The organism is Streptomyces tsukubensis, assembly GCF_003932715.1.
Lineage (GTDB): Bacteria > Actinomycetota > Actinomycetes > Streptomycetales > Streptomycetaceae > Streptomyces > Streptomyces tsukubensis.
Window position 1 is genome coordinate 7,112,699 of the sequence record NZ_CP020700.1, and the last position, 22,775, is coordinate 7,135,473.

16 protein-coding genes and 1 pseudogene are annotated in these 22,775 nt (G+C 72.5%); 2 read left to right on the plus strand and 15 right to left on the minus strand.

Annotated elements, in window-relative coordinates; all coding sequences use genetic code 11:
* Positions 1–12: 12 nt before the first annotated feature.
* The 9 genes and pseudogenes from B7R87_RS29635 to B7R87_RS29675 all read right to left on the minus strand — a co-directional run bounded on the left by B7R87_RS29635 (position 13) and on the right by B7R87_RS29675 (position 12,828).
* Complete coding sequence (locus B7R87_RS29635; protein WP_040913162.1) at positions 13–1,197, minus strand: acyl-CoA dehydrogenase family protein; 1,185 nt, start codon at positions 1,195–1,197, stop codon at positions 13–15.
* 163 nt (positions 1,198–1,360) lie between these two features.
* The gene (locus tag B7R87_RS29640; RefSeq protein WP_006345330.1) at positions 1,361–1,594 is read right to left on the minus strand and encodes a Trm112 family protein; all 234 of its coding nucleotides are present in this window, start codon (positions 1,592–1,594) and stop codon (positions 1,361–1,363) included.
* Entirely contained in the window at positions 1,581–2,534 is a 954-nt protein-coding gene (locus tag B7R87_RS29645; RefSeq protein WP_006345329.1) for a hypothetical protein, read from the minus strand. Before B7R87_RS29645 ends, B7R87_RS29640 begins: the two co-directional genes overlap by 14 nt.
* A gap of 15 nt (positions 2,535–2,549) precedes the next feature.
* A complete protein-coding gene (locus B7R87_RS29650) occupies positions 2,550–3,317 on the minus strand; it encodes a class I SAM-dependent methyltransferase (RefSeq protein ID WP_006345328.1) in 768 nt (255 codons plus the stop codon).
* Positions 3,314–4,669, minus strand: coding sequence for a condensation protein (locus B7R87_RS29655; RefSeq protein ID WP_130584751.1), 1,356 nt, complete (start codon positions 4,667–4,669; stop codon positions 3,314–3,316). The genes B7R87_RS29650 and B7R87_RS29655 overlap by 4 nt, the downstream gene beginning before the upstream one ends.
* Positions 4,666–9,015 carry an alpha-(1->3)-arabinofuranosyltransferase domain-containing protein gene (locus B7R87_RS29660; RefSeq protein ID WP_006345325.1) on the minus strand — a complete coding sequence of 1,450 codons (4,350 nt, stop codon included), beginning with the start codon at positions 9,013–9,015 and terminating at the stop codon, positions 4,666–4,668. Before B7R87_RS29660 ends, B7R87_RS29655 begins: the two co-directional genes overlap by 4 nt.
* The gene (locus B7R87_RS29665) at positions 9,012–9,812 is read right to left on the minus strand and encodes a class I SAM-dependent methyltransferase (RefSeq protein WP_006345324.1); all 801 of its coding nucleotides are present in this window, start codon (positions 9,810–9,812) and stop codon (positions 9,012–9,014) included. Before B7R87_RS29665 ends, B7R87_RS29660 begins: the two co-directional genes overlap by 4 nt.
* A 345-nt stretch (positions 9,813–10,157) precedes the next feature.
* A pseudogene (locus tag B7R87_RS29670) lies at positions 10,158–11,291 on the minus strand (glycosyltransferase family 4 protein); the annotation flags it as partial.
* A gap of 538 nt (positions 11,292–11,829) precedes the next feature.
* Positions 11,830–12,828 carry a DUF3068 domain-containing protein gene (locus B7R87_RS29675; protein WP_006345322.1) on the minus strand — a complete coding sequence of 333 codons (999 nt, stop codon included), beginning with the start codon at positions 12,826–12,828 and terminating at the stop codon, positions 11,830–11,832.
* 317 nt (positions 12,829–13,145) lie between these two features.
* On the opposite strand from B7R87_RS29675, the gene B7R87_RS33260 reads away from it, so the two are divergent.
* Together B7R87_RS33260 and B7R87_RS29680 are read left to right on the plus strand one after the other, a co-directional pair.
* Positions 13,146–13,298, plus strand: coding sequence for a hypothetical protein (locus B7R87_RS33260; protein WP_006345321.1), 153 nt, complete (start codon positions 13,146–13,148; stop codon positions 13,296–13,298).
* Positions 13,299–13,373: 75 nt separating this feature from the next.
* The gene (locus B7R87_RS29680) at positions 13,374–14,615 is read left to right on the plus strand and encodes a helix-turn-helix domain-containing protein (RefSeq protein ID WP_040913159.1); all 1,242 of its coding nucleotides are present in this window, start codon (positions 13,374–13,376) and stop codon (positions 14,613–14,615) included.
* A 50-nt stretch (positions 14,616–14,665) separates the two neighbouring features.
* Here the strand turns inward: B7R87_RS29680 and B7R87_RS29685 are convergent, their stop codons facing one another.
* The 6 genes from B7R87_RS29685 to B7R87_RS29710 all read right to left on the minus strand — a co-directional run bounded on the left by B7R87_RS29685 (position 14,666) and on the right by B7R87_RS29710 (position 22,688).
* Positions 14,666–17,611: an ABC transporter substrate-binding protein gene (locus B7R87_RS29685; protein ID WP_006345319.1), complete on the minus strand. Its 2,946-nt coding sequence runs from the start codon at positions 17,609–17,611 to the stop codon at positions 14,666–14,668.
* Between the two features lie 201 nt (positions 17,612–17,812).
* Entirely contained in the window at positions 17,813–18,667 is an 855-nt protein-coding gene (locus B7R87_RS29690) for an ABC transporter ATP-binding protein (RefSeq protein WP_006345318.1), read from the minus strand.
* A complete protein-coding gene (locus B7R87_RS29695; RefSeq protein ID WP_040913154.1) occupies positions 18,664–19,713 on the minus strand; it encodes a FecCD family ABC transporter permease in 1,050 nt (349 codons plus the stop codon). The genes B7R87_RS29690 and B7R87_RS29695 overlap by 4 nt, the downstream gene beginning before the upstream one ends.
* A gap of 29 nt (positions 19,714–19,742) precedes the next feature.
* Positions 19,743–20,786 carry a FecCD family ABC transporter permease gene (locus tag B7R87_RS29700; protein WP_006345316.1) on the minus strand — a complete coding sequence of 348 codons (1,044 nt, stop codon included), beginning with the start codon at positions 20,784–20,786 and terminating at the stop codon, positions 19,743–19,745.
* Between the two features lie 6 nt (positions 20,787–20,792).
* Complete coding sequence (locus tag B7R87_RS29705) at positions 20,793–21,743, minus strand: ABC transporter substrate-binding protein (RefSeq protein ID WP_006345315.1); 951 nt, start codon at positions 21,741–21,743, stop codon at positions 20,793–20,795.
* 102 nt (positions 21,744–21,845) lie between these two features.
* Positions 21,846–22,688, minus strand: a complete 843-nt coding sequence (locus B7R87_RS29710) for a siderophore-interacting protein (RefSeq protein WP_006345314.1) — start codon at positions 22,686–22,688, stop codon at positions 21,846–21,848.
* Positions 22,689–22,775 lie beyond the last annotated feature (87 nt).

Consider the following 22,775-nt stretch of genomic DNA (forward strand, 5'->3'; position numbering starts at 1 on the left):
AGGGATTCCCGCTCAGAGGAAGGGCGTATCGGGTTCGAGCCCCGACAGCACCCTGCCGTACAGCTCCAGATTGGCCGCTGGGTTGACGAACGAATGCAGGTTCAGAGCGTTGAGATCCCGCACCATCCGCTGGACCGGCACCTCCCGGTGCAGGGACGAGGCGCCCGAAGCGGACCCGACCAGATCGCCGGCCTCCTTGCACAGCCGCGCCGCATACCCGCACTGCGCCCTGATCCGCGCCCGCTCCGCCGTCGTGTACGGCTCTCCCGCAGCCGCCCGGGATTCGATCACCTGCACCAGATCGCCGGAGAGCAGCTCCGCGGCGGAAACCTTCATCTCGGCCTCGGCGAACTGCAGATGCGTCACCGGAGCCTCGTGCTGGTGCTGGTAGAAGGTGTAGGTGATGCCCCGCTGCTGGATGCGCTCCCCGAACTCCGCCAGGGCCCCGCGTGCCAGCCCGACGGCGCTCGCGGCCGTCCAGGCACAGAACATCAGTATCACCGGCATCCGGTAGAAGGGGTCGGCGCTGTTCCGCTGTGACGGGCACTCCCCCTCCAGCAGTGGCCCCACCCGCAGGGCGCGATGGGCGGGCACCTGCACGTCCCGGGCCACGACCGTATTGCTGCCGCTCCCGGTCAGTCCGGAGAAGTCCCAGTCGTCCAGGATCGCGAGCTCGGTCATGGGGATCGCCAGCCACAGCAGCTCCGGCGGGCCTTCCCCGGTGTCGTCCAGCGCGGTCAGGAGATGCCAGTCGGCGTCCTGGCATCCGCTCGCGAACGGCGACTTCCCGTTCACCGTGTAACCGCCGTCCACCGGAACGGCCTTCGAGCCCGGGACGAGCGTGCTGCTGATCCGGACATCGGGACCGGTGAAGATCTCGTCCTGGACCTCGTCGGGGAACAGTGCCGCGATAAAGGCGGACCCGGCTTGGCTCAGCGCCAGGTACCCGGCGGAACCGCAGGCCGCGGAGATCTCGCTCAGCACGTCGACCTGCGTGCGCAACGAGGACTGATAACCCCCGTAGTGCCGGGGGACGTTCATCCGCAGGATTCCGGCGTCCCCGAGAGCCTCGACGACTTCGCGCGTCACCCGCCGCTGCCGCTCGGCGCTTGCCGTGTGCGAGCGGATGAGCGGGTGCAACGCGCGTACGCGGTCCAGGAGGTCGGTTTCTGTACGAGATGCTGATGAACCGGCCAAGGGGGAACCTCCGGCTTCGGGTCACAGGCGAACCCTCACCGTGGCGCCGATCCCGGCGACTGTCAATGCGGACTCGTCCGGGCCCGGCTCAATCCGGACGGCCGGGCCGGGTCCATGTCGTGAAAGGCGCAGTTGACCGTGAACTCCCGAACGGATCCCGGAACTACCGCCCCTGCCGGGTCAGCCGTTCGTGTTCCTCGTCGGACACCGGCTCACCGGATGCCGGGCGCAGCTGCGGAACGCGGTTCATGATGGGGTAGAGACGTCTCAGACGGGGGTTGTACAGCGCGTCACCGGAACCGCTCGACGGGACGGTGGCGGAGGAGCTGACCAGATGCAGCGGGCCCTTGTCCAGCGGGCAGACGAGGATGTCCAGCAGCGGGTCATCGGCGTTCATGAGCGGTGAACTCCTTGGCGGATGTCTTCAGGGGCGGGGGGTCGGTCGGGTCGCGGGATGCGGGCGGCTCCGGCGGGTCGTGCTTCGGCATCGCGAGGAGCACCAGCACCGCCAGCAGGGTGCCCGTGACCCGCAGCGCCAGCCGTACCGGATCGCCCGGCAGCGCCTCGCCGAAGGCGAACGTACCCAGTACGGCGGTGAACACGCTCGTCACCGTCGTGCACACCGGCACGATCAGCGAGACCCGGCACCGCTGCAGGGCCGCCTGCGACATCACCAGCCCGAACGCGCCGGTGAACAGGAGAAGGTACGGGTACGGGGAGCCCAGTACGCCGAACAGCGCGGCGGAGGGCCGGTCGAGCAGCCCGGCCGATTCGACCGACACCCCTTTGACCGCCAGCGAGCTCACCCCGTACAGCAGTCCCAGGGCGACCCCGTACTCGACGCCCGTCGCGGGCTTCCGGTGCTGCCGCCGGGCCCGGCGCTCGGCGGCCGCGTACCACCAGATCCCCGCTGCCAGCGACGGCACACAGACCAGCAGGATCACCGGCACCGGCGCCCCGGCGCCGACGGTGTCGGTGTCCGGGGACAGGGAGAGGACCACCATCACGAGCGCGACGAGGATCGCCCCGACCGCCAGCCGCTCCCGCCCCGGGATCCGTTCGCCGAGCAGCCGTGCCGACAGCACCAGGAGCAGCACCAGACCGGAGACGAAGATGCCCTGCGCGGCGGCGATCGGCAGCGTCCGGTAGACGACGAGCTGCGCCCCGAACCCGGCGGCCAGCGCCAGCGCGCCCGCGATCCACAGCGGGCTGCCGAGGACCCGCAGCAGCAGCCGGACCGGCTCCCGCACCGATACGGCGGGCATACTTCCGAGCGCCCTCTTCTGCAGGACGAATCCGGCGCTGTAGAGCACGTTCGCCAGCAGTGCGGCGGCCACCCCCCACCACACGGCCTACGTCTTCCGCGCGTGCAGCAGCAGGATCGACGACAGCGAAGGCGCCGCGCACGCCAGCCGGTCCAGGGGCCGCAACGGGCGCGGCACCCCGTGGAAAGGAGCGCCCGCCAGCCGGACCACCTCGAAGCCGGACGCGGCCACGAACTCCCGCAGCGCGCGGGCCGTGTAGAGCCTGAGGTGTCCGACGACCTCACTGCCGGGGCGGCCGTGGATGGCACGCAGGCTGACCTCGGAGAAGACGGGCTGGACACCGGCGAGCAGCAGGGCCCGGTTGTACCAGGCGGCGAGGTTCGGGGTCGACAGCATCAGATGGCCGCCGGGGCGCAGCACGCGCCGCAGCTCGTCCAGGGCACTGTCCGGGTCGACGAGATGCTCGACGACCTCGCTGAAGAGTACGGCGTCGGCCGCGCCCGACCTGAACGGCAGCCTTCCGTCGCTCAGTTCACCGCGCACCACGTCGGTGAGCCGGGTGCGGGCCCGGCGCAGGGCGTCCTGCGACCAGTCGACGCCGATGACGCGGTGCCCGGCGAGCAGCGGCGCGGCGGTGGCCGCCGCCGTACCGTCACCGCAGCCGACGTCGAGGACGACGGCGGGCCTGACCGAGGCAGGGCCGAGCACGGCGGCGAGCATCCGGGCCTGCCGCAGGCTGCGGGCGTCCCCGGAGGCGACGGGCACGGCGGGGTTCTCGTAGAACTCACGAAGCCCTCGGGGTGCGGTACCGGCGTCCGGTTTCGTGTTCGTCCCGGACCGGGCCGGTGTCGTCATCGCGAGTCTCCTTCCGTCGCCCCGCCGTACCCGGTCGTGGCGTTCTCCGTCGCATCCAGGTGCCGCTCGAACAGCTCCAGCAGTCTGGCCCCGTCCTCCCGGCCGAGCAGCGCCTTCGACCAGCGCAGCGCCAGATGCAGCCGCCCGGCGCTGGACGCCGTCGTCACGCTCAGGCCCCGGGGCATCCGGGTGGGTGCCGAGAACCACACGGCGTCCGCGCGGCCCGCGTCGCCGAAGTCCAGGGCGTACGGCACCCGGCCGATGTTGCTCAGCAGCGCCGTGGACGTCCACGGGCCCGCTGCCGTCCGCAGGGCACGGGCCGCGACCGCACGCCACGCCACCGGCACCACCGGGGCCGCCAACAGCCCGACCCCGTAGCCGAGTTGCGGACGGGGTACGGCTTTGAGGGCACGGGTGCGGGCGGCGGTCCGGTACAGCAGCTCATCCACCGCGCCGCGCCCTGCGGACGCCAGCTCGGCCGCGGTGAAGGGGACCTGGACGAGCCGGGTGCCGTTCCCCATCGGCATATCGGCGCCGCGCGGCCGGTCGTCGACCGGCATCGTGATCCGCATCGGGCCCGGTGGGGCGCCGTGCGCCCGGTTCCAGTCCGCGATCATCAGCGCGGTGGCGACCAGGAGCCGGTCGTTCACGGTGTACGCGGCACCCGGCGGGCGCCGCGGTACGGCCAGGTCGGCCACCAGCACGCCGTTGCCAGGACCGCCGGACGGGCTGCCCTGCGCCACCCGGGCGGGGCGCGCCCACGGGGACGGGCCCGGCGCCCCCGCGGCCCCTTCCCCGGGAGCGGTACGGGTCGGGGGCGCGGCCGGGGCGCTGCTCCGGCCGCCGTACAGCTCGGCGGCCGTCGCCAGGAGCCGCAGCGACGCGGGACCGTCCAGCGCAGTGTGGTTGACGGTGAGGAACAGCGCCGTACCGCCGGGCCGTTCGGGGTCGTCGACCAGCTCCAGCCGGACCGGCGGGGACACCGCCAGCGGGGGAGCCGAGGCCAGCGAGCGTTCCCTGGCCCGCTCCAGCGCCCCGGGCTCCGGCGCCGGAACCGTCACCACGTCCACCCCGGGATCGGGCTCCCCGGTCAGCTCCCAGAAGTAGCGGCGCCGGTACCAGGGGCCCGGCGCCTGGCGCACCAGCGCGCGCGGATGCCGGCGGAGGGCCCCGGTGAACGCCTGCCGCAGCCGCACCGGATCGGGCCGCCCCGGCAGCCGGAGCTCGATATGGATGGACTCGGGCTCCTCCGCGCGGAGGCAGTGCCGTTCGACCTCGTCGACGACGGGGAAAGGGACGAGGACGGGCCGCGCGCCCCCGAGGGAACGCGCGGCACCGCCCACAGCTGTCAACGGACGTCACCTCCGGGAGCGCCCGGGGCGCCGGACGGGCCGGGAGCGCCGGGGGCCGGCGCATCCGGACGGCCCGCATCCGGCAGGCCCTGCGGTCCCGCGACGGTGTCCGGACCGGGCTCCGGGTCCGTACCGAATCCGGAGCGGAGGCCGGTGCCCGGGCCGGGTTCGGCCCCGGCCACCTGCCCGAACCGTCCCAGTCCGCCGACGGTCACCAGGGCCGCGAAGAGGGCGGTGAACGCCAGGACCTGGGCCGCGTACCCGAAGGCACCCTCCCCGGCGGCCGGGGACTCACCGGCTCCGGTGGCCGCCACGATCCCGGCGCCCGCCATCGCGGCGAACGCGATCGGTGCCAGCAGCGCGTGACGGCGTAGGGCGACCAGCGCGAGCGCCGGTACCAGCAGGGCGAACCAGCCGGCGACCACCACGCCCACCAGGGTGAGCGCCACCAGACCGAGGGCCGTGCCCGGCCCGTCCGGCACCGGCGCCGGTACGGTTCCCGCCGTGTGCTCGGGGTTCTCCTCACGCCTGCGGTACAGCACCAGACCCGCCAGGGCGAGCAGGGCGAAGGCACCGGCGAACAGCCCGATCCCGTACACCGTGGACGGTCCGTACTCCAGCTCGACCTTGCCGCCCTCGCCCTCCGGGATCGCGAAGCCCTGCTGCCAGCCGTCGAGCCGGAGCGGCTTGAGCTCCTTGCCGTTGAGGGTGGCCTTCCAGCCCTCGTTGAAGTTCTCGTACGTCGTCAGATACGAGGCGGCGCCCGCGCCGACCGACACCTCGCGGCGGTCGTCCTTCCAGTCGCCGACGGTGAGCTGCCGGCCGGTCGTCGCCGGTGCGGCGGCCTCGCCCCGGGTGAAGGTCACCCCGGTGATCGCGAGCGGCCCCGCGTCCCCGGCTTCGACCTGGTGCTCACCCGAAGCGAGATCCAGCTTCGGCTGCTGCTGCCCCTCCTGGCAGAGCGTCACCTCGATGGGGCGCCGCTCCACGAGGTCCTTCACGGTGCCCGTCGCGGCGGTCGCGTGGAGGGTTCCGTCGATCGCCAGGTCCGGACCCTCGCCGCAGGCCAGGGTGAACGGCCGGTCGGCGGGGGGCTGCGCGGTGCGTCCCGCGGCGAGCGCCGGGACATGCAGCTCGGTGAGGCCGACGGGGAGCTGGAGATCGTCGTCGGCGATCGGGTTGTGCAGGGTCACCGGCGCGGTCCTGGTGACCGTGATGTCGAGCTCGTTGGTCTTGATGGGGTCGAAGCGGGCCCAGCCGTTGTCGTCGACGTTCGCGACGGCCGCACCGTCGGGGGAGCTGATCTCTATCTTGGTGGGCCGGGCCGAAAGACCGCCCGCGCCGGCCAGCACCAGCGAGTCGACCTCCACCTTGTCGCCGGACCACTTCAGACGGATCACCGGCTTGCTGCCGGCGATCCACGCGGTCGTCAGATCGCCGTCGGTCAGGTTCCGCGCCGACAGGCCCGTGCCGAGCCGGGCGGTGGAGTCGGCGGTCGCGACGATCTGCCGCGACTGCCCGGGCGCCACCTTGTACAGCAGCTTGTCGAGCTCCTCGCCGGGCACCGGCACCGCGCTGGCCTTGACGTCGTGTGCGCCGGACGCGCCGGTGGCGAAGGTGCGGTGCAGCCCCGGCTCCGTACCGGAGGGGGAGAGCCCGCCCGGGTCGGAGAGCCGGTTCAGCGATACCGTCTCGGCCGCCGCTTCCGAGCCCGCGCCGTCCGTGGGCAGCTTCAGCATGCGCGTCACGGTGACACCGGGGATGCCGATCTCGGAGAACCCGGCACCGGTCAGCCCCGGCCGCCCGGTCTCCGCCTCCAGCACGGTGATCTTCAGCCAGCGGGTCTCGCCTTCCTCGACGGCGACGCGCTGGGTCCTGCCGTTGGTCTCCAGCGGGCTGACCTTGCTGCCCCGCTCGGTCTCCACCTTCACCCGCGTCGCGGCGGACCGCACCCCGTCCTGGGGCAGCGGGGTCACCTCCAGCTCCTTCGGCAGCTCCTTCTTCTCGTCGAACGCGATGCGCAGCCACTGGTCCTTCGAGCTGCCGGACGAACCGTCGGCCCACGCCGTGTCCGGGTTGCCGTCGAAGGCGTTGACCGGGTCGTACTGCGGCAGATGGAACAGCCAGTTGCCGCTGGAGGACGCCGTCACCTCGCGCGCCCCGCGCAGCTCCGCCACCGTCTGCCGCTTGATGCCCTTCGTCGGCAGGATCTGATGGGGTGCGTCCCCCGGGTCCTGCACGCTGTCGGGGTGATTGCGCTCGTCCTCGGTGTACGTGTACGAGGTGTTGGTGTTCACCAGACCGAACCGGGTGTCGGCGCGCCGCAGCCCGTCGGCGGTGACCTGGAGCGCCGGCTTGTCGACGCCGGGGTGCTTGTCACCGGTGAGCACGGTGGGCCGGTTGCGCAGCGACGGGTCGGCGGAGAGCGGCAGCAGCGACTCCGGTCCGCCGGACACCACGGCCGTGTCGGCGGCGGCGTAGATCCCGGCCCTGCCGGGCTCCCGCGGGCCCCCGGCGGGCGCATAGATCTCCACGGCCCGCTGCCGCGGGAACAGCCCCTCGACCTGGAGCGGGGTGTCGTTCGCGATCCGGCCGCCGGTCATCTCCGGGCCGAGACCCTTGACCCGCTCGTAGCCGGACTGCTCCAGCGCCCGCTTCACGGTCGCCGTCGGCACATAGCCGATCTGGTCCGGGTCCAGGTCGTTGCGGACCACCACATGGTGCAGTCCGGCCCGGTTCAGATAGTCCCGCAGCCCCGGTATCGCGGCCCCGGTGAGCAGGGCCTGCTCCACGGCGTCCATGGCGCGCCGGTTGCCCGGCGTACCGAACGGCACATAGTCGCGCTGGGCCCAGGGGGAGTCGGCGAGCACATCGAGGGGCTGGTCGATGGGGGAGCCCCAGGTGTAGATGCCGTGCGCGGTCGCCGGAACGACCAGGGCCCGGTTCTGCGGGGAGTTCTTCTTCAGCCAGCCCGCCGTGTCCTCCCAGTAGGTCGGCAGCTTCTGGAACGAACCCGGCTGCAGGATCGACCCGTTGACGTACGGCAGGGCAAGCCCGGGCAGCACCAGCAGGGCCACGATCGGCGGGGCGTAACGCCGTCCCCACCGCACCCCGTGCACCGGCCGCGCCCCGCGCTCCCGCACCGCGACGGCGGTGAGGTGGACGAGCCCGAGGACCAGGGCGAGCGCCAGACCCGGCTGGAACTTGTAGATGTTCCGGAACGGTGCCAGCGCCCCGTCCAGCAGATCCTGTACGGGCCCCGCGAACGGCGCCCCGTACTTCCCCGCGTACCCGGAGAGGGTGAGCAGCGCGACCGTCAGCACGGTCAGCACCAGCCAGCGGCGCTCCGGCAGATCCCGCCGGGCGAGCCCCGCGAGCCCCAGCGCGGCGGCCAGCGCCGAACACACGACGACCGGAACCGACGCGGCGACGCTCCATCCGGCGGGCAGCCAGGCCTCACCGAAGTTCAGGTACGCCACCCAGTTGCCCGCGCCCCGCAGGGTCTCCGTCGCCGCCATGGTGTCCGTGGTGATCTGCGACGTCTCGATGTACGGGAGGAAGTTTTCCCCGTACGCGCCGAGGAGCAGCAGCGGGATCACCCACCACAGCGTCGCCAGGAGGACGCCCGCCGCCCACCACAGAATGAGCTTCAGCTTCCGCGGACCGTTGGGCCGGGACAGCAGATACAGCCCCACCGGCAGCAGCGACGCAAGGGTCGATGCCGCGTTGACGCCGCCCATGAGCGGGATCAGCAGTGCGGAGCGCAGCGCCGCGACCCGCGCGCTGTAGCGGTCGTCGACGAGCGGCAGCAGTACCCACGGCAGCAGCGCGCCGGGCAGCGCGGCGGCCGACGTGGACCCGACGACGATGGTGAACGTCGGCCACAGCGCGTACACCGCGGCGCCGAGGAGCCGGGTGGAACGGGTGCCGACGCCGAGGCGTTCGGCCAGCCGCAGCGCTCCCCAGAAGGCCGTGGTCACCACCAGCGACAGCCACAGCCGCTCCGCCAGCCACACGGGCAGCTGCAGCAGATCGGCGAGGCCGTAGTAGGGGAGCATCGGGAACGCGTACCCGATGTACTGGTCGGTGAGCCCGCCGAAGCCGCCGCGGGAGTGCCACAGCTGTCCGAGGTCCGCCATGAACTGCCAGGGGTCGGTGGCGACTCCCAGCTTGGTCTCGAACGTCATGCGTCCCGGGGACACCGCGAGGAAGAGCGCGAACACCACGGCCCAGAAACCCAGCAGCCACCGCCGCGACCGGGGCCCTTCGGGAGGGTCCTGGGTCGCACCGGTCGTCCGGACGGCCGCCGGAGGGGGAAGCTGGGCCGCTGGGGCCGTACTGGTCATGGACACCGCCGAAGAATGAGGAGGAGATTCCAGGTAGCGAACTCACGCAGGCCCGGCACCCGGGTTACCGCTCCGGCCAGGAACGGCCAGTACCGGGAGCGGGCGGAGACCACCGTGACATCGGTCCTGGCCCGTACCTGGCGCAGGGTGGGACCGATGTGCACGGCGAACAGGTTCTCGCCGAGGACGTGCTTGGCGGGGCGTCCGGTGCGCCGCTCGTAGCGGGCCCGTGCCCGTGCGGCGCCCAGATAGTGCCAGGGCGCCCCTTCATGACCGCCCCAGGGGGACAGCCAGTTGGTGAACGAGACGTAGATCAGCCCGCCGGGGCGGGTCACGCGGATCATCTCGCTGAGGAAGGTCTGCGGATCGTCCACGTGTTCCAGGACATTGGAGGAGAAGGACACATCGGCCGAACCGTCCGCGAGCGGCAGCAGATAGCCGTCCGCGGCGACCGCTCCTTCGGGGGGCTCGGGCCCCAGCTCCCGGAGATCCGGTTCGAAGAGGAAGCCGCGGGCGCCGCGCCGGCGGAACTCGTCGGTGAAGTACCCGCCCCCGCCGCCGATATCGACGACCGTCTTCCCGGCGACGGGCCCGTCGTACGCCTCGACCTGGTCGGCGGCGTCCCGTGCGAGCAGCCGGTAGCAGGTCGCGGGGTCGTCCTGTTCGTGCATGAAGGCCCGGAACAGGGCCAGTGAACGTCCGAACGAGGGGTCTTTCGGTGAGGTGCCGCGGCCGCCCGTCGGCGGGACACCGGGGGTGTCCGCGGCGGCGCGGACTCTGGGACCAGGGGCCGGCATGGGTCCTCACTTCCGGCGGGTGCGCACGGCGGCCCGCGGAGCGATCCGTGTGCGGTGCGGGTTGTTCTGGGGTTCGGCCCGCCGGCCGCCGGGCCGGACGGATTCGCCGGTGATGTGGCCGGCGGGCTCACGGTCGGTGTCACGACCGGTGTCGCGGCCGGTGTCGCGGCCGGAGTGGTGGCCGGTCCGGCGGCCGTGCGGAAGAGCGTCCTGCGGGCTGTCCGCCGCGGGGGGAGGAGGCGGCGCGGCGGTCAGGGGCGGAGTGTCCGGGCGGGGCCCGTCGGACAGGCCGACCGGGCCCCGGCCCTGATGCCGGCTCGGTTCCCGGACCCGGCCCCGGGCGGCGGCCTCCACGGCGACGTCGCGGAACGCCCGTACCGTACGGGCCCAGGTGTATCCGGCCGCCAGCTCGCGTGCGGCCCGGCCCATGACCGTCCGCCGCTCGTGGCTGAGCGCCAGCGAGCACCAGGCGGCGGCGAACGCGCTCTCCCCCCGGGCCAGCACCCCGCTCACCCCGTCGTCGACCGAGTCCCGCAGCCCCGGCACGTCGAAGCCGACCGTCGGGGTCGACCGGATCGCGGCCTCCGTGACCACCAGACCCCACCCCTCCACGGCCGACGGGTGCAGCAGCAGCCAGGCCGAGCAGAGCAGCCGGTGCTTCTCCGCCTCCGTGATATGGCCGGTGAACTCCACTCCGGGGCCCGCGAGCCTCATCAGCCGGTCCCGCTCCGGACCGTCTCCGACGATGACGAGCCGCCCGCCGGTCACCGGCCTGACCCGCTCCCACAGCCGCAGCAGCAGGTCGATCCGCTTGTACTCCACGAGCCGGCCCACCGCCAGGAACAGCGGCTCCGGCGAGCGCGGCTCCTGCGGCCCGGGCTCCTCGACGCCGTTGTGCACCACGCGTATCCGGTCCTGCTCGACGCCGATCGCGCGCAGTTCCCCGGCGGTCGACGGGGACACCGCGACCATCAGGTTCCGCCGCTGGGCCTCCTTGAGGGCCCAGTGCTCCAGCCGCCGCCCGAGCCGGCCCGCGGGCGCGAGGGCACGGCCGCCGAAGCGCATGTCCCACAGATCGGTGTGGACGTGGTTGACCAGACACAGGGTGGGGCCGCGATGCCACAGCGGCGCCAGATACGGCATGCCGTTGCAGACCTCGACCAGCAGATCGCACGCACCGACCTGCCGGGCCAGGGTCCTGCGGGCCCGCAGGAAGTGACCGAGGTCGCCGCCTGCCGAGACCACGCGGTAGTCGCGGTCGGCCGCCGGGCCGCCGCAGACGAGGGTGACCTGATGGCCGAGGCGGCCGAGGCCTTCGGCCAGCCGGTCGACCAGGATCTCGGAACCGCCGGCGGCGGGATGGCCGAGGTCCCGGTGTGCGAGGAACACGATGCGGCGCGGCTCGGAGGGCGGCTCCGCGGGGGGCTGAGCGGGCCGGGGAGCGGCCGTGCGCAGCGAAGCGGGCACGTGCTGGGGCATTGGTGCTCCGACTCGGTCTGAGGGTGCGGGAACCGTGCGGTGGGCGTGGTGCGGGTTCACGTCCGGCACGGGAGGGTGGACGGATGAAAGGGTCGGGGACGCAACGGTGCTACGGGGTACGGGAGTTGAGTACCGCGGCCTTACGAGGCAGTGCGAGGAACACGCCAGGTCGTACGAGGTGATGCAAGGTGATACCAGGTGATACGGGGTAGCGCGAGATGGTGCGGGGCAGTACGGGGTAGTACGGGATGGGGCGGTACCGGGGAGGTGCACGGTGGTACGGGTCCGGGCGGGGCCGGGGGCCGGATCCGGGACCGTGCCGGGGAGCAACTGGTGCTGTGCGCGGTCCCGGTGCTGTTCCGGTGGGTTCCGGTCCGGGGTGAGACCGCCCCGGAGGGTGCCGGGGCGGCTCGGACGTGCCGGGGGTTTTGCACGGATGATGTGTTCGGGTGGGTGGGATGGACAGTTTTCGCCCAGTGGTTCGCTGCGGCTACTCACCGAGGTGATAAATTGCCGACCTGTTACCCGCCGTACCTCATCACGGAGTGACGGATTCCGGGGTCGGAGCGGCAGCCGGGACCACAGTGGGGTCCTCAGGGCGCCCCCGGAACACCAGAACCGAGCCCACCACGGCCAGCAGCAGGCCCAGCCCACCCGCCCCCGCGGGTGCCGTGACGCCCACCAGCCGGAGCTTCCGGTTGTCGGCCTTCGCCAGCTCGACCTGCTTCTTCTGGGTCTCCTCGGTGAACGCGATGCCCGTGCTGCTCTCCAGCAGCACCACCTCGCCCTCGTCGGTGGTGGCGCCCGGCGCCCGCAGCGTCTTCTTCGGCTTGATCGAGGCGTACAGGATCCGCCCGGTCTTCCGGTCCGCCACCAGCTCGATGCCCGTGTTGGCGTACCACTCCTCGGCGAGGACCTGGCCGCGCTCCTTCTGGCCGACGAGCACCCCGGGCACCTGCCGCGTCCCGGTCTTCACCGGCGCGACCTCGCCGGTGAACAGGTATCCCTCGTGGCCCTGGACCTTCTTGGTGTCCTTGAAGGCGAGTTCCACGGTGCCGCCCAGGGTGCTGTCCCACCAGCGGTACGCCCGCTGCTCCACGTTGAACGGGAACTTCAGATACGCCTCGCCTTCGAAACGCGGGGTCTCGCCGCAGCAGTGCACGGGGGCGTTGGTCTTCCGGTCGGTCACCCAGCGTTCCACGGTCCACAGGAACGAGTCATGGGTATCGGACGCGGGCAGGGTGTCGTCGGTGTCGACGCTCGTCGACACGTCCCAGATCGCCCGGCCGCTGTCCTCGCTGTCGGCCACATCGCCCCGGACCTTCCGGGTGATGGTGAGGTTTGTCTCATCGACGGTCTCGACCTTCTTGGCGTCGAAATAGCTCCCCCGACCGGTGAAGACCGTGGTCACATCGGTGTCGATCGGGGTGCGCTGGGCGCGCGGCTCGACATACCAGGCGAGCATCGCGGCCAGCACCAGCAGAAAGGTGCCGATGCCCAGCAGAACGAGCGAAAGGGGTGAGGTGGTACGTCGCATCCGGGCACTCCAGAAGAGTTCGAGACGGCTCGAAACGGTGTCGGAAAACCGAGGTCACATGGTGACGGAACGTGTGCGCGCGGGTGGGAAAAGTGCAGGCGCGGTATGGGCCGGGAACCGTAGGCGCCCCCTTGACTAGGTGTCAATACATTGTTGACACTGGCCCCAGCCGGTCGGGGCCGGCGCGCACCACCACGGGTAAGGCACGGCCGGGGACCCGTGACCACCCACGACCGGGGTTCGTGGGCACTGGCACGGATCGTGTGGATCATCCAGGGTGGGGACGACCTTTCGACCGGAAAGGCTGGACCCCCAGCATGCCCAGACTGCTCGCCGCCGCACTGACCGCCGTGGCCGCCGCGGCCCTCGCCGTCGGTGCCGCCGTCGGTATCGTGGCCCTGCTCAACGCCACGCCCGAACAGCCCAACACCCCGCTCGTCACCTACGAGACGGCCTCTCGGGAGCGCTGACCCGTGCCCTCCTCGACCTCAGCCCTCGGCCCCCCGGGTGCCTCGGCGCCCTCCGTCGCGACGGGGGACCGCACCGTGCCGCCACCCGGGGCCCGTTCGGCCTGGCACGACGTACCGCGCAGCCAGGTGCGCCGATTCGCGGCACTCGCCATGGCCGAGGCACCGGCGCTGGCCGAGGAGATCCTGCGGGAGATCCGCCGTGAGTACCCGCACGTCCCGGTGGTCCTCGACGATTCGGGGGAACCCAAGTCACTCATCGGCATCCGGCGCGCCATCGAGATCTTCGTGATGCATCTGGAGACGGCGGAGGACCGGCCCCGCGTCCATCCCGAGGTCTTCCAGGACTTCGGCCGGGGCGAGGGGATCGGCGGCCGCAGCCTCGACTCCCTCCAGGCCATCTACCGTCTCGGTGTCCGTCTGACCTGGCGGCGTCTCGCGGAGATCGGCCAGCGGGTGGATATCCCGCCGCGGGCCATGTACGAACTGGTCGACGCGGGTTACGAGTATCTCGACGGCCTCGTCGACCAGTCGGTACGCGGCTATGCGGAGGCCGCCGCCCGGCAGGCCGGTGAACGCCTCCGGCTTCAGCGCGAGCTCATGGACCTGCTGCTTGCCGAGCACGGCACCCGCCCGGCCGCCGGCCCGCACGAGATCGTCGCCGCCCTGACGGAGCGGGCCGCCAGGATCGGCTGGGCGCTGCCGGCCAAGGTCGCCGCCGGGGTGCTGCTGCGCCCCGCCCGGCAGGCCGTCGCCCCCGCCGTCGTCCAGGGGGTCCTCCTGGACATGGAGGCCGAGCAGCCGCGGATGGTCGTGCCCGATCCGGATGCGGCGGGCCGCCCCGAACTGCTGCGGCGCGCCATGACCGGCTGGGCCGGGGCGATCGGGCCGCCGGTGCCGCTGGTCGACGCGGCGAAGTCGCTGCGCTGGGCGGAGGCGACCGTACGCCTCATGGAACGCGGGCTGCTTCCGGCGGGGGAGGTGCTGTACTCCACCGAGCACACCCAGGCCCTGGTGCTCCTCCAGCCCGAGGAGCTGATCGACGATCTGGCCCGCCGCACCCTCGCGCCGCTCGCCGACTGCGGCCGGACCCATGCGCGCCGGCTCGCCGAGACCCTGCTCGCGTGGCTGGAGACCCGGGGCGGTGCTCCCGAGGTCGCGGGCCGTCTCGGGGTCCATCCGCAGACCGTCCGCTACCGGCTGCGTCAGATCCGGGAGCTGTGGGGGGACGAGATCGACGACCCCGACCGCCGTTTCGAACTCGAACTGGTCCTCCGCGCCCAGCGACTGCGCGGGGACCTGGGCCGCCTCATCCTCTGACCCGCGCAGGACCGGGGCCGCGGACCGGCGCGCCCCGCTCCGGGAGCGGCTCAGCGGTGGATGGAACACTCCGCCACCGTCAGCGGGCGGACGTCCCCCGCCGCCCTGGCGCACAAGGGGCGGGGGACGGGCGTTCCGTCCGGGCCGCCGCGGACCCTGTTGAGCACGATGCTGTGGCCCGAACGGGGCTGCCGCGGCCGGGATCCGGTGAAGTCGATGGTCCCCGTCGCCATATTGGGCAGCACGACCGTCCGCAGGTTCACCCAGGTCGCGGCCCGGCTCTGGGCCTGGTCCCCGACGCCCGCGGCCTCGTGCAGGGCCCGGGTGGCATCGTGTGCAAGGGCGGTCTGACCGCTCGCCAGTACGGCCGCACCGGGCCCGGCCCAGTCCCGCCGGCCGTCCGGACCGGGCAGATGGTTCTCCGCGTCCTGGTAGAAACTCGTGGCGCCCTGCGCCGCCAGCCGGGCCAGACCCGCGTGGTAGAGCGTGACATTGGCAGGCATCCCCTCGCCCCCCTGCGGAGTGAAGTCGGCCTTCGACAGATCGTCCCCGGTGAGGACGGAGATGTTCCGGCGGGCGCAGCCCTGTTCCGTGTTGAGCTGACTCATCAACGGGCCGACGTCCTCCACCCGGCCCGCGAAGTAGATCACCGACGGGACCCGGGAACCCTGGCAGATCTCCTCGGTCTGCGCCTCCAGCTCGGCCCGGCCCGACCGGACGGCGTACCGGCGCTCGGGCAGGACCCGGTAGCCCTCCCGGCGCAGCATCAGGTTGCTGTACGCGGCCTGTTCGTTGGTGTACTGGTCGTCGGAGTTCATGGTGTCGCGGGCGAGGACCAGCGCGTACTGGGGGGCCTTCGGGGTGCGCAGCTGCCGGGCGATCAGACCGAGCTGTTCGATCTGCCAGTCGTCGGGGGCCGCCAGACTGAACCAGTTGGCGCGCTGCCGGGGCAGGAAGCTCGCGGAGTTGGTGCCGGAGACCACCGGCAGCTCGGCGTTCGCCAGGATGATCGCGGTCTCCGTGCTGGTGGTGAGATCCCGCCCGGCACCGATGACCCCGACGAGCGTGGGATCCCGCCGGGCGTACCGGGCGATGGACTCGGCCATCGCCTTCTGATGCCGCATGTCCACACCGCCGTTGGCGATCAGCACCCGGAGCCCCGTCGACCTCCTCTTGTTGATCACGGCCTGGGCGAGATGGACGCCCGCCAGCTCCTCGATGCCCTTCACCGGGGAGGTGCGCTCACGGGGCGAGGTGCTCAAGGGCCCCGCGTACACGACGGTGACGTAGTTGTCCGGGTTGTCCCGGAGGACCTCGGCGTTCGCCTTGCGGATGCGCTCCTCCAGCTGCTCCAGGGTCCACGGGAGCCGGTCGGGTCCGGGCGCCTGCTCGCCGCCCTTCAGCCAGTCGGAGAAGCGGACGTCCCCGGCGGCGATGCCGATGCACTCCGGCTCGGAGGCACCGGGCGCTCTCAGCCGTACGGTGTCGCGATTGGCCGAGAGCAGGGAGCTGGAGCAGTACCGGTCCGCCAGCTCCCCGGCGTGCAGGGCGACCCCGGTGGCGATCAGCGCGGTCACCAGGACCAGGGTGTGGACCGACCAGACCAGCCGGGCGGCGGTGGGGCGGGCCGTCGCCCGGACGCACTGCCGCCGCGCTTCTTCGGACACCACCAGACGGTCCGCACGGAGCGGCACTTTGATCACCCAGGGCAGTTCGGCCAGGGCCCGGCTGGGTGACTGCCCGGCGCGCAGATTGCGCCCCCACTCCTGGTACCAGGTCCAGGGAGCGGTGCCGGCGTCCTGGACGGAACTGCGCTGCAGCCGGTCCACATCGGCGGCCCGGACCGAGGCGACGAGCAGCAGCGGGTCGAGTTCGCTGCGCCGGCTGCGGACATCGCTGACCGCCTTGATCAGCTCGATGCCGCCGTTGTCGGCGCTCGCCCGGGGCACGAAGAGCACCGGCGGGCGGGGCCGTTTGAAACCGCGGAGGTCCCAGCTCCAGCGCCGGTGGTTGTCGCGCAGATCCTCGCAGAGCGCCAGCACGTACAACTGGAGCTGGAAGTCGTCCCCCGACTTCAGCGCCTCCGCGACCTCGTGGGCCCGGGCGGCGATGGCGTTCCAGGAACGGACCGGGCGCACCAGGGAGACATCGGTCGGGCGGCCGGGCGAGGCGGCCCGGAGGAAGGTCGTGGTCAGGAACCAGCGGCTCTCCCGGCGCAGCCAGAGGAAGAGCGGCGCCCGGCCGGGCAGCACATTGTCGAGCAGGACCAGCAGCAGCAGGAAACCCACGCCGAAGGTGAGCGCGATGAACCAGTCGGCGCGGGCGGCCAGGGCCCCGAGCACGGCCACCAGGCTGACCGGCAGGATATGCGCCATGTCGAACAGGTGCAGCCGGTCGCTCCAGCGGGAGGAGCCCCGGGGCCGCCACCGCTGCCGGGCCAGCTGGTCGAGCAGGCTCTGCGCGGGGTCGGGCAGCTCGTGGGAGAAGCCCGTGGACGCGGGCGACCGGGGCCAGTCCGGGTCCAGTTCGCGGACGGCGTCCTCGATGGCACCGACGAGCCGGACCCGCGGAAAGGAGTAGCGGCGGTAGCCGGCCCGCCGGCTGTTCCACCGCAAGGGGTCGCCGAGGTGGCGCACCAGACCGGCGGCGCGCCGGACCTCGGTCGTCCCCTCCCGCACGGTGGGCGCGACGGCGCAGCGCGACCCGTGCGCGTCATGGCCCGCGTACAGCTCCTCCACCAGATGGACGACTTGTTCCTCCGGGTCCGTACCCGTACCCGCGGCAGCCGCTGTGGTGTTCGTGCCGTCCCGGCCCGCGGCGGCACTGCCGACCTCGGTGCTTTCGGTGTGCAGGACGACCACCGGCATCGGCGGATGGCTGCTCCGGAAGTCCCGTACCAGCATTTCCAGCCGCCGCTGGACATCGGCCCCCGCCCCGGTCGACATGCCGTGCCCGGCGTCGGAGCACTGCGGCAGTTCGCGATCCTCGTTCCGCATCGACTTCCCCCCGTTCGTCTCAGGCCGGGATACGCCGCCGGGGCGAACCCGCGCAAGGGGGTCGCTTCCCGTTGGCGGGAACTCCCATGCTGCCTACGGAAGATGTACGACAACGTGACCGACGGCTGTACGACGAACGGGGCCGGTGGCGCGGACGGCACCTACGGGCGTCCGGTGGCGGGGCACGGACCCCGGGGTGGGTCAGGTTCCGGCCCCGGACCCCGCCGTGCGGGTGTCCGCCGGTACGACCAGCGGGGTCCCCGTGACGGGGTCGGGGATCACGATCCCGGGAAGCCCGAAAACCTCCCGGACGAGATCGGCGGTGATCGTCTCGCCGGGGGCGCCGGACGCGGTGATCCGGCCGTCCTTCATGGCGACGACGTGCGTCGCGTAACGGGCCGCGTGGTTGAGGTCGTGGAGCACGGCGACGACGGTACGGCCCTGCCGGTTGAGGTCGTGGAGCAGATTGAGGACGTCGATCTGATGGGCGATGTCCAGATAGGTCGTGGGCTCGTCGAGCAGGATCAGCGGGGTCTCCTGCGCCAGGACCATCGCGATCCACACCCGCTGCCGCTGGCCGCCCGACAGCTCCTCCACCCGGCGGGCCGACAACCCGTCGACACCGGTGGCGGCGAGGGCGTCCACGACGGCCTGCTCGTCCTCGCGCGACCACTGCCGCAGTACGCGCTGGTGCGCATAGCGGCCCCGGGACACGAGTTCGGCGACGGTGATCCCCTCGGGCGCGGTCGCCGTCTGGGGCAGCAGACCGAGCCGCCGCGCGGTCTCCCTCGGCGGGTAGGAGGCGATGTCCGCACCGTCGAGGACGACCGTCCCGGCCGTCGGCGGCAGCAGTCCGGCCAGGGCGCGCAGCAGGGTCGACTTGCCGCAGGCGTTCGGGCCGATGATGACGGTGAAGGACCCGGCCGGTACGACGAGGTCCAGATCCTCGACGACGGTCCGGCGGCCGTAGCGCAGGGTGAGGGAGTCGGCCCGCAGGCGCGAACCGGCGGTATCGGCGGGGTGCCCGCCGGGGGCGGGGGACGGCTCTTTCGTCATGTCTGTTTTCTGGCTTGGTGGATGAGGAGCCGGACGAGATAGGCACCGCCGAGGACGATGGTGACCACCCCGACGGGCACGGTGAGCGGAAGGACGTGCTGCGCGATCAGATCGGACCCGAGGAGCAGTACCGCGCCGACCACCCCGGTCGCACCGAACGGGATACCGGGGGAGCGGGTGAGCCCGCGGGCGATCTGCGGTGCGGCCAGGGCCACGAAGGCGATCGGCCCGGCCACCGCGGTGACGACGCTCACGAGTCCGACGGCGACCGCGATCGCGGCCGGACGGATCCGGCCCACCCGGACCCCGGTCGCCCGCGCGGCATCGTCCCCGAGGTCCAGCTGGTGCAGGGACGGGGTGAGGAACGGCATGAGCGCCAGCAGTACGAGGACGCAGAGCCCCGCGGGCACCGCCGTGGTGACGGTGACGCTGTTGAGGGTCCCCGCGCCCCACGCGGAGGCGAACAGCGCGGTCTCCAGCTCCGCCCGCAGCAGCATCCAGGTGTTGAACGAGGAGAGCACGGCGGAGATGCCGATGCCCACCACGATGAAGCGGAAGCCCTGCAGCCCGTCGCGGTAGGCGAGCAGATAGATCGCGAGCGCGGCCAGCAGCCCGCCGATCAGCGAACCTGCCGTCAGCAGCGGCCAGCTCCCGCCGAGCGCCAGCAGCGCGACGAGCATTCCGGTGAAGGAACCGTTCGCCAGGCCGATGATGTCGGGACTGGCCAGCGGATTGCGCGTCAGGGTCTGGAACACCGCCCCCGCGACACCCAGCGCGGCCCCGAACAGGACCGCCGAAGCGGCGCGCGGCAGGCGCCACTCCAGCACCACGGTGCGGGCGAAACCCCCGGTCCGCCCGGTGAAGGCGCCCAGCACCTCGGCCGTCGTCAGCGGGAAGTCGCCCAGGGCCAGCGCCACGACCGCGAGTACGGCGATCAGGGCGGCGGCCACCAGGACGACCACGGCGGACCGTACGTTCAGCACGGCGTGCAGCCGGTCGGAACCGACCACGACACGGCGCCTGCCGACGTCGAGCGCAGCCCGCACCGGGGATCCGGGACGCTGCGCCGGCGCGCTCACAGGCCGCTCGCCTGCGGACGGCGTACGAGCGCGATCAGCACCGGCGCACCGATGAAGGCGGTGACGACTCCGGCGGGCATCTCACTCGGCAGGACCGCGATCCGGCCGACGACGTCCGCGAGGACGACCAGCGCCGGAGCGACCAGCAAAGAGCCGAGAACGATCCGCCGCTGGTCCGTCCCGACCGCCCAGCGGACGAGATGGGGAACCATCAGCCCGACGAACACGATCGGCCCTGCGACGGCCGTGGCGCACCCGGCGAGCAGGGTGACGGAGACGAGTACGGCCCACCGCACCCGGTTCACGTCCACCCCCTGGGCGCGCGCCACGTCGATACCGAGGGCGACGGAATTCAGACCGGGAGCCGCGGCGACCGCCAGCACCAGCCCGACGACCACCAGGGGAAGCACCGGAAGCACCACCTCGAAGCCGCGCCCCAGCAGGCTTCCGGCGCTCCAGCCCCGCATCCGGTCGAAGGCGTCCGGATGAGTGAGCGTCAGACCCGTGGTGAGCCCCGTGAAGACCGCGCCGACCGCGACGCCGGTGACCGTCAGCCGGACCGGGCCCGCACCGTCCCGTCCGGCCGACCCCACCCCGTACACGACGGTCGTCAGGACGAGAGCGCCCGCGCACGCCAGCCAGACATAGCCGAACGGGCTGGTGACACCGAGGAAGGTGATACCGACGGCGACGGCGAACGCGGCACCCGCGTTCACCCCGAGGATCCCGGGATCGGCGAGCGGATTGCGGGTGAACGCCTGGATCAGGGCGCCCGCCACGCCCAGCGCGGCACCGACGACGAGTCCCGCCGCCGTACGCGGCACCCGCTGGTCCCAGACCACGAAACGGGACTCGTCGGTGCCCCCGCCGACCAGGGTGTCCAGCACCGTCGAAGGGGCCAGCGGAGCCGCGCCGACCAGCAGGGAGAGGACCACGGCGACGGCCAGGACGGCCGCCGCTCCGGTCACCCGCGCCGAACGGGGCACCACGGGAGCCCGGGGCGCGGCCGCCTCACCCCCGCGTACACGTGTCAGGGCCATGGAGGGCTACTTCGAGGAGGTGAGAATGCGGTCGATGTCGTCGAGCACGGCCATACCGCCGAGCGGGCCGACACCGGAAATCCAGAACGACTGGTCCACCACGTGCGGCGCCGGGAAGGTCTTCGCGTTGTCGCGGATCGCGTCGGGAACGGCGTCGGCGGCCTTGACGTCCGCGGCGGTCACGATGACGAGATCGGCCCGCGCCTCGCGTACCCGCTCGGGAGAGACGTCGACCGAGATGGAGTTCTCCCAGTTCCGCTCGGGCGTGGTGAATCCGGCGCATTCGAGGGTGCTGCCAGCGAAGGACGTGGGGCCGTACAGGGTCAGCACACCGTCGCGGGGCCGGACGAGCTGCGCGGTGCGGCCCTTGGTGCCGTGCTTCCCGGCGACCTCGGCGCAGCGCGCCTGATAGCCGGCGAGCAGTTTGCCGGCCCCCTTCTCGTCACCGAGCGCCCGCGCCACCAGCTGGACGTTCTCGGTCCACGGGTCGGTCTGGCTGGCCATGAAGACCGTGGGCGCCACGGACGTGAGCCGCTCGTAGAGGGCCGAGTGCCGGGCTTCGGTGCCCAGGATCAGATCCGGCTTCAGCGCGGCTATCTTCTCGATGTTCGGTTCCTGGACCGTCCCCACCGTTTTGATCCCGGCGGCCTTCTTCCCGAGGTACGGGGGCACTCCGGCGGTCTCGTTGAGCACGGCGGCACCGACCGGGACGAACCCGAGGGCGACGGAGGTGTCCAACTGCACCGGTTCGAGGGTCACCACGCGCTTCGGCGCGGCCGGTACCTTCGCCGTGCCCCGGGCGTGCTTCACCTCGTGCCCGCCCCCGGCGGCGCCGGATCCGCCGCTGTTCGCCGATCCGCCGTCACCGCCGCACGCGGTGAGCGCGAGAGCGGCGACGACGGGGAGGGCGAGCCTCGTGAGCAGCCGACGCGGGGCGCGACCGGTTCTGGACAGCATCGGGTGGTTCCGTTCCTGGAGGGGGCGAGGCCACAGTGCAAGTTAGCTTAGGCATGCCTAACGTAGCAATGGCTGGTTTTGGACCTCGCCACCGTCCACTTGCTAAGACGTGCGGACCCTGTCGTGCCAGTAACCCTGGGCGTGGAGGCGGTCGGAGGCGATGCCCGCGTCCCGCAGCCGGTCCCGCAGCCGGGCCACCCGGGTGCTCTCCGTGGCCAGCCATGCGTAGAACCCCGTACCGAGGGCCGCCGCCTCGGCACCGTACGAACGGATCCAGGCGTCGATCTCCCCGAACAGCGGCCCGGAAGGGTCACCGGCGGTGCGGCGCCGGACCGTCGGGGAACGGCCGTCGAGCCCCTCGCACGCCGCCACCGCATCGGCGCCGTCCCCCACCTCAAGGAAGATGTCCGCGCCGACCGAACCGCCCAGCGTGGAGACGATGTTCCGGATCGCGGGGAACGCCGTCTCGTCCCCGGCGATCAGCACCCGGGTGGCCGGCCCGGGCTCCCACTGGACCCCGTAGGACGGCTTCCCGCGACGGGCGTCGGGACCCGAGAGAAGCACCCGTTCCCCCTCCCGGGCCGAGAGCGCCCAGGCGCTCGCCGGACCCGGCCGGGTGTGCGCGTAGAAGTCGAGATCGACCTCCCGCAGCCCCGGCCGGACGCCGCTCGTGGTGTAGCTGCGCATGACGGGACGTTCGGCGGCGGGCAGGTCACGCCACCGCCTGCGCCACCGCGCCTCGGTGAGGAGGTCCTCGTCGAAGACCGCCGGATAGCCGCCGTTCGGAACGAGCAGCTTGACCCGCTGGTCGAGGCCGTACGGGGCGAAGGCAGCCAGCCCGGGGCCGGTCAGGGTGAGCCGGACGAAGCCGGGGGAGAGCCGGCGGACCGTGCGTATCCGTGTCTCGAAGAGGACATTGGGCGAGGTGTCGAAGGACGGTGACATCGGGATGGGACTCCAGCCGCCAACAGGGGGAAGGGCCCGCCGCACCGGGAGGGACGGTCCCGGCGCGCGCCGTCGGCGGGGGCCGTG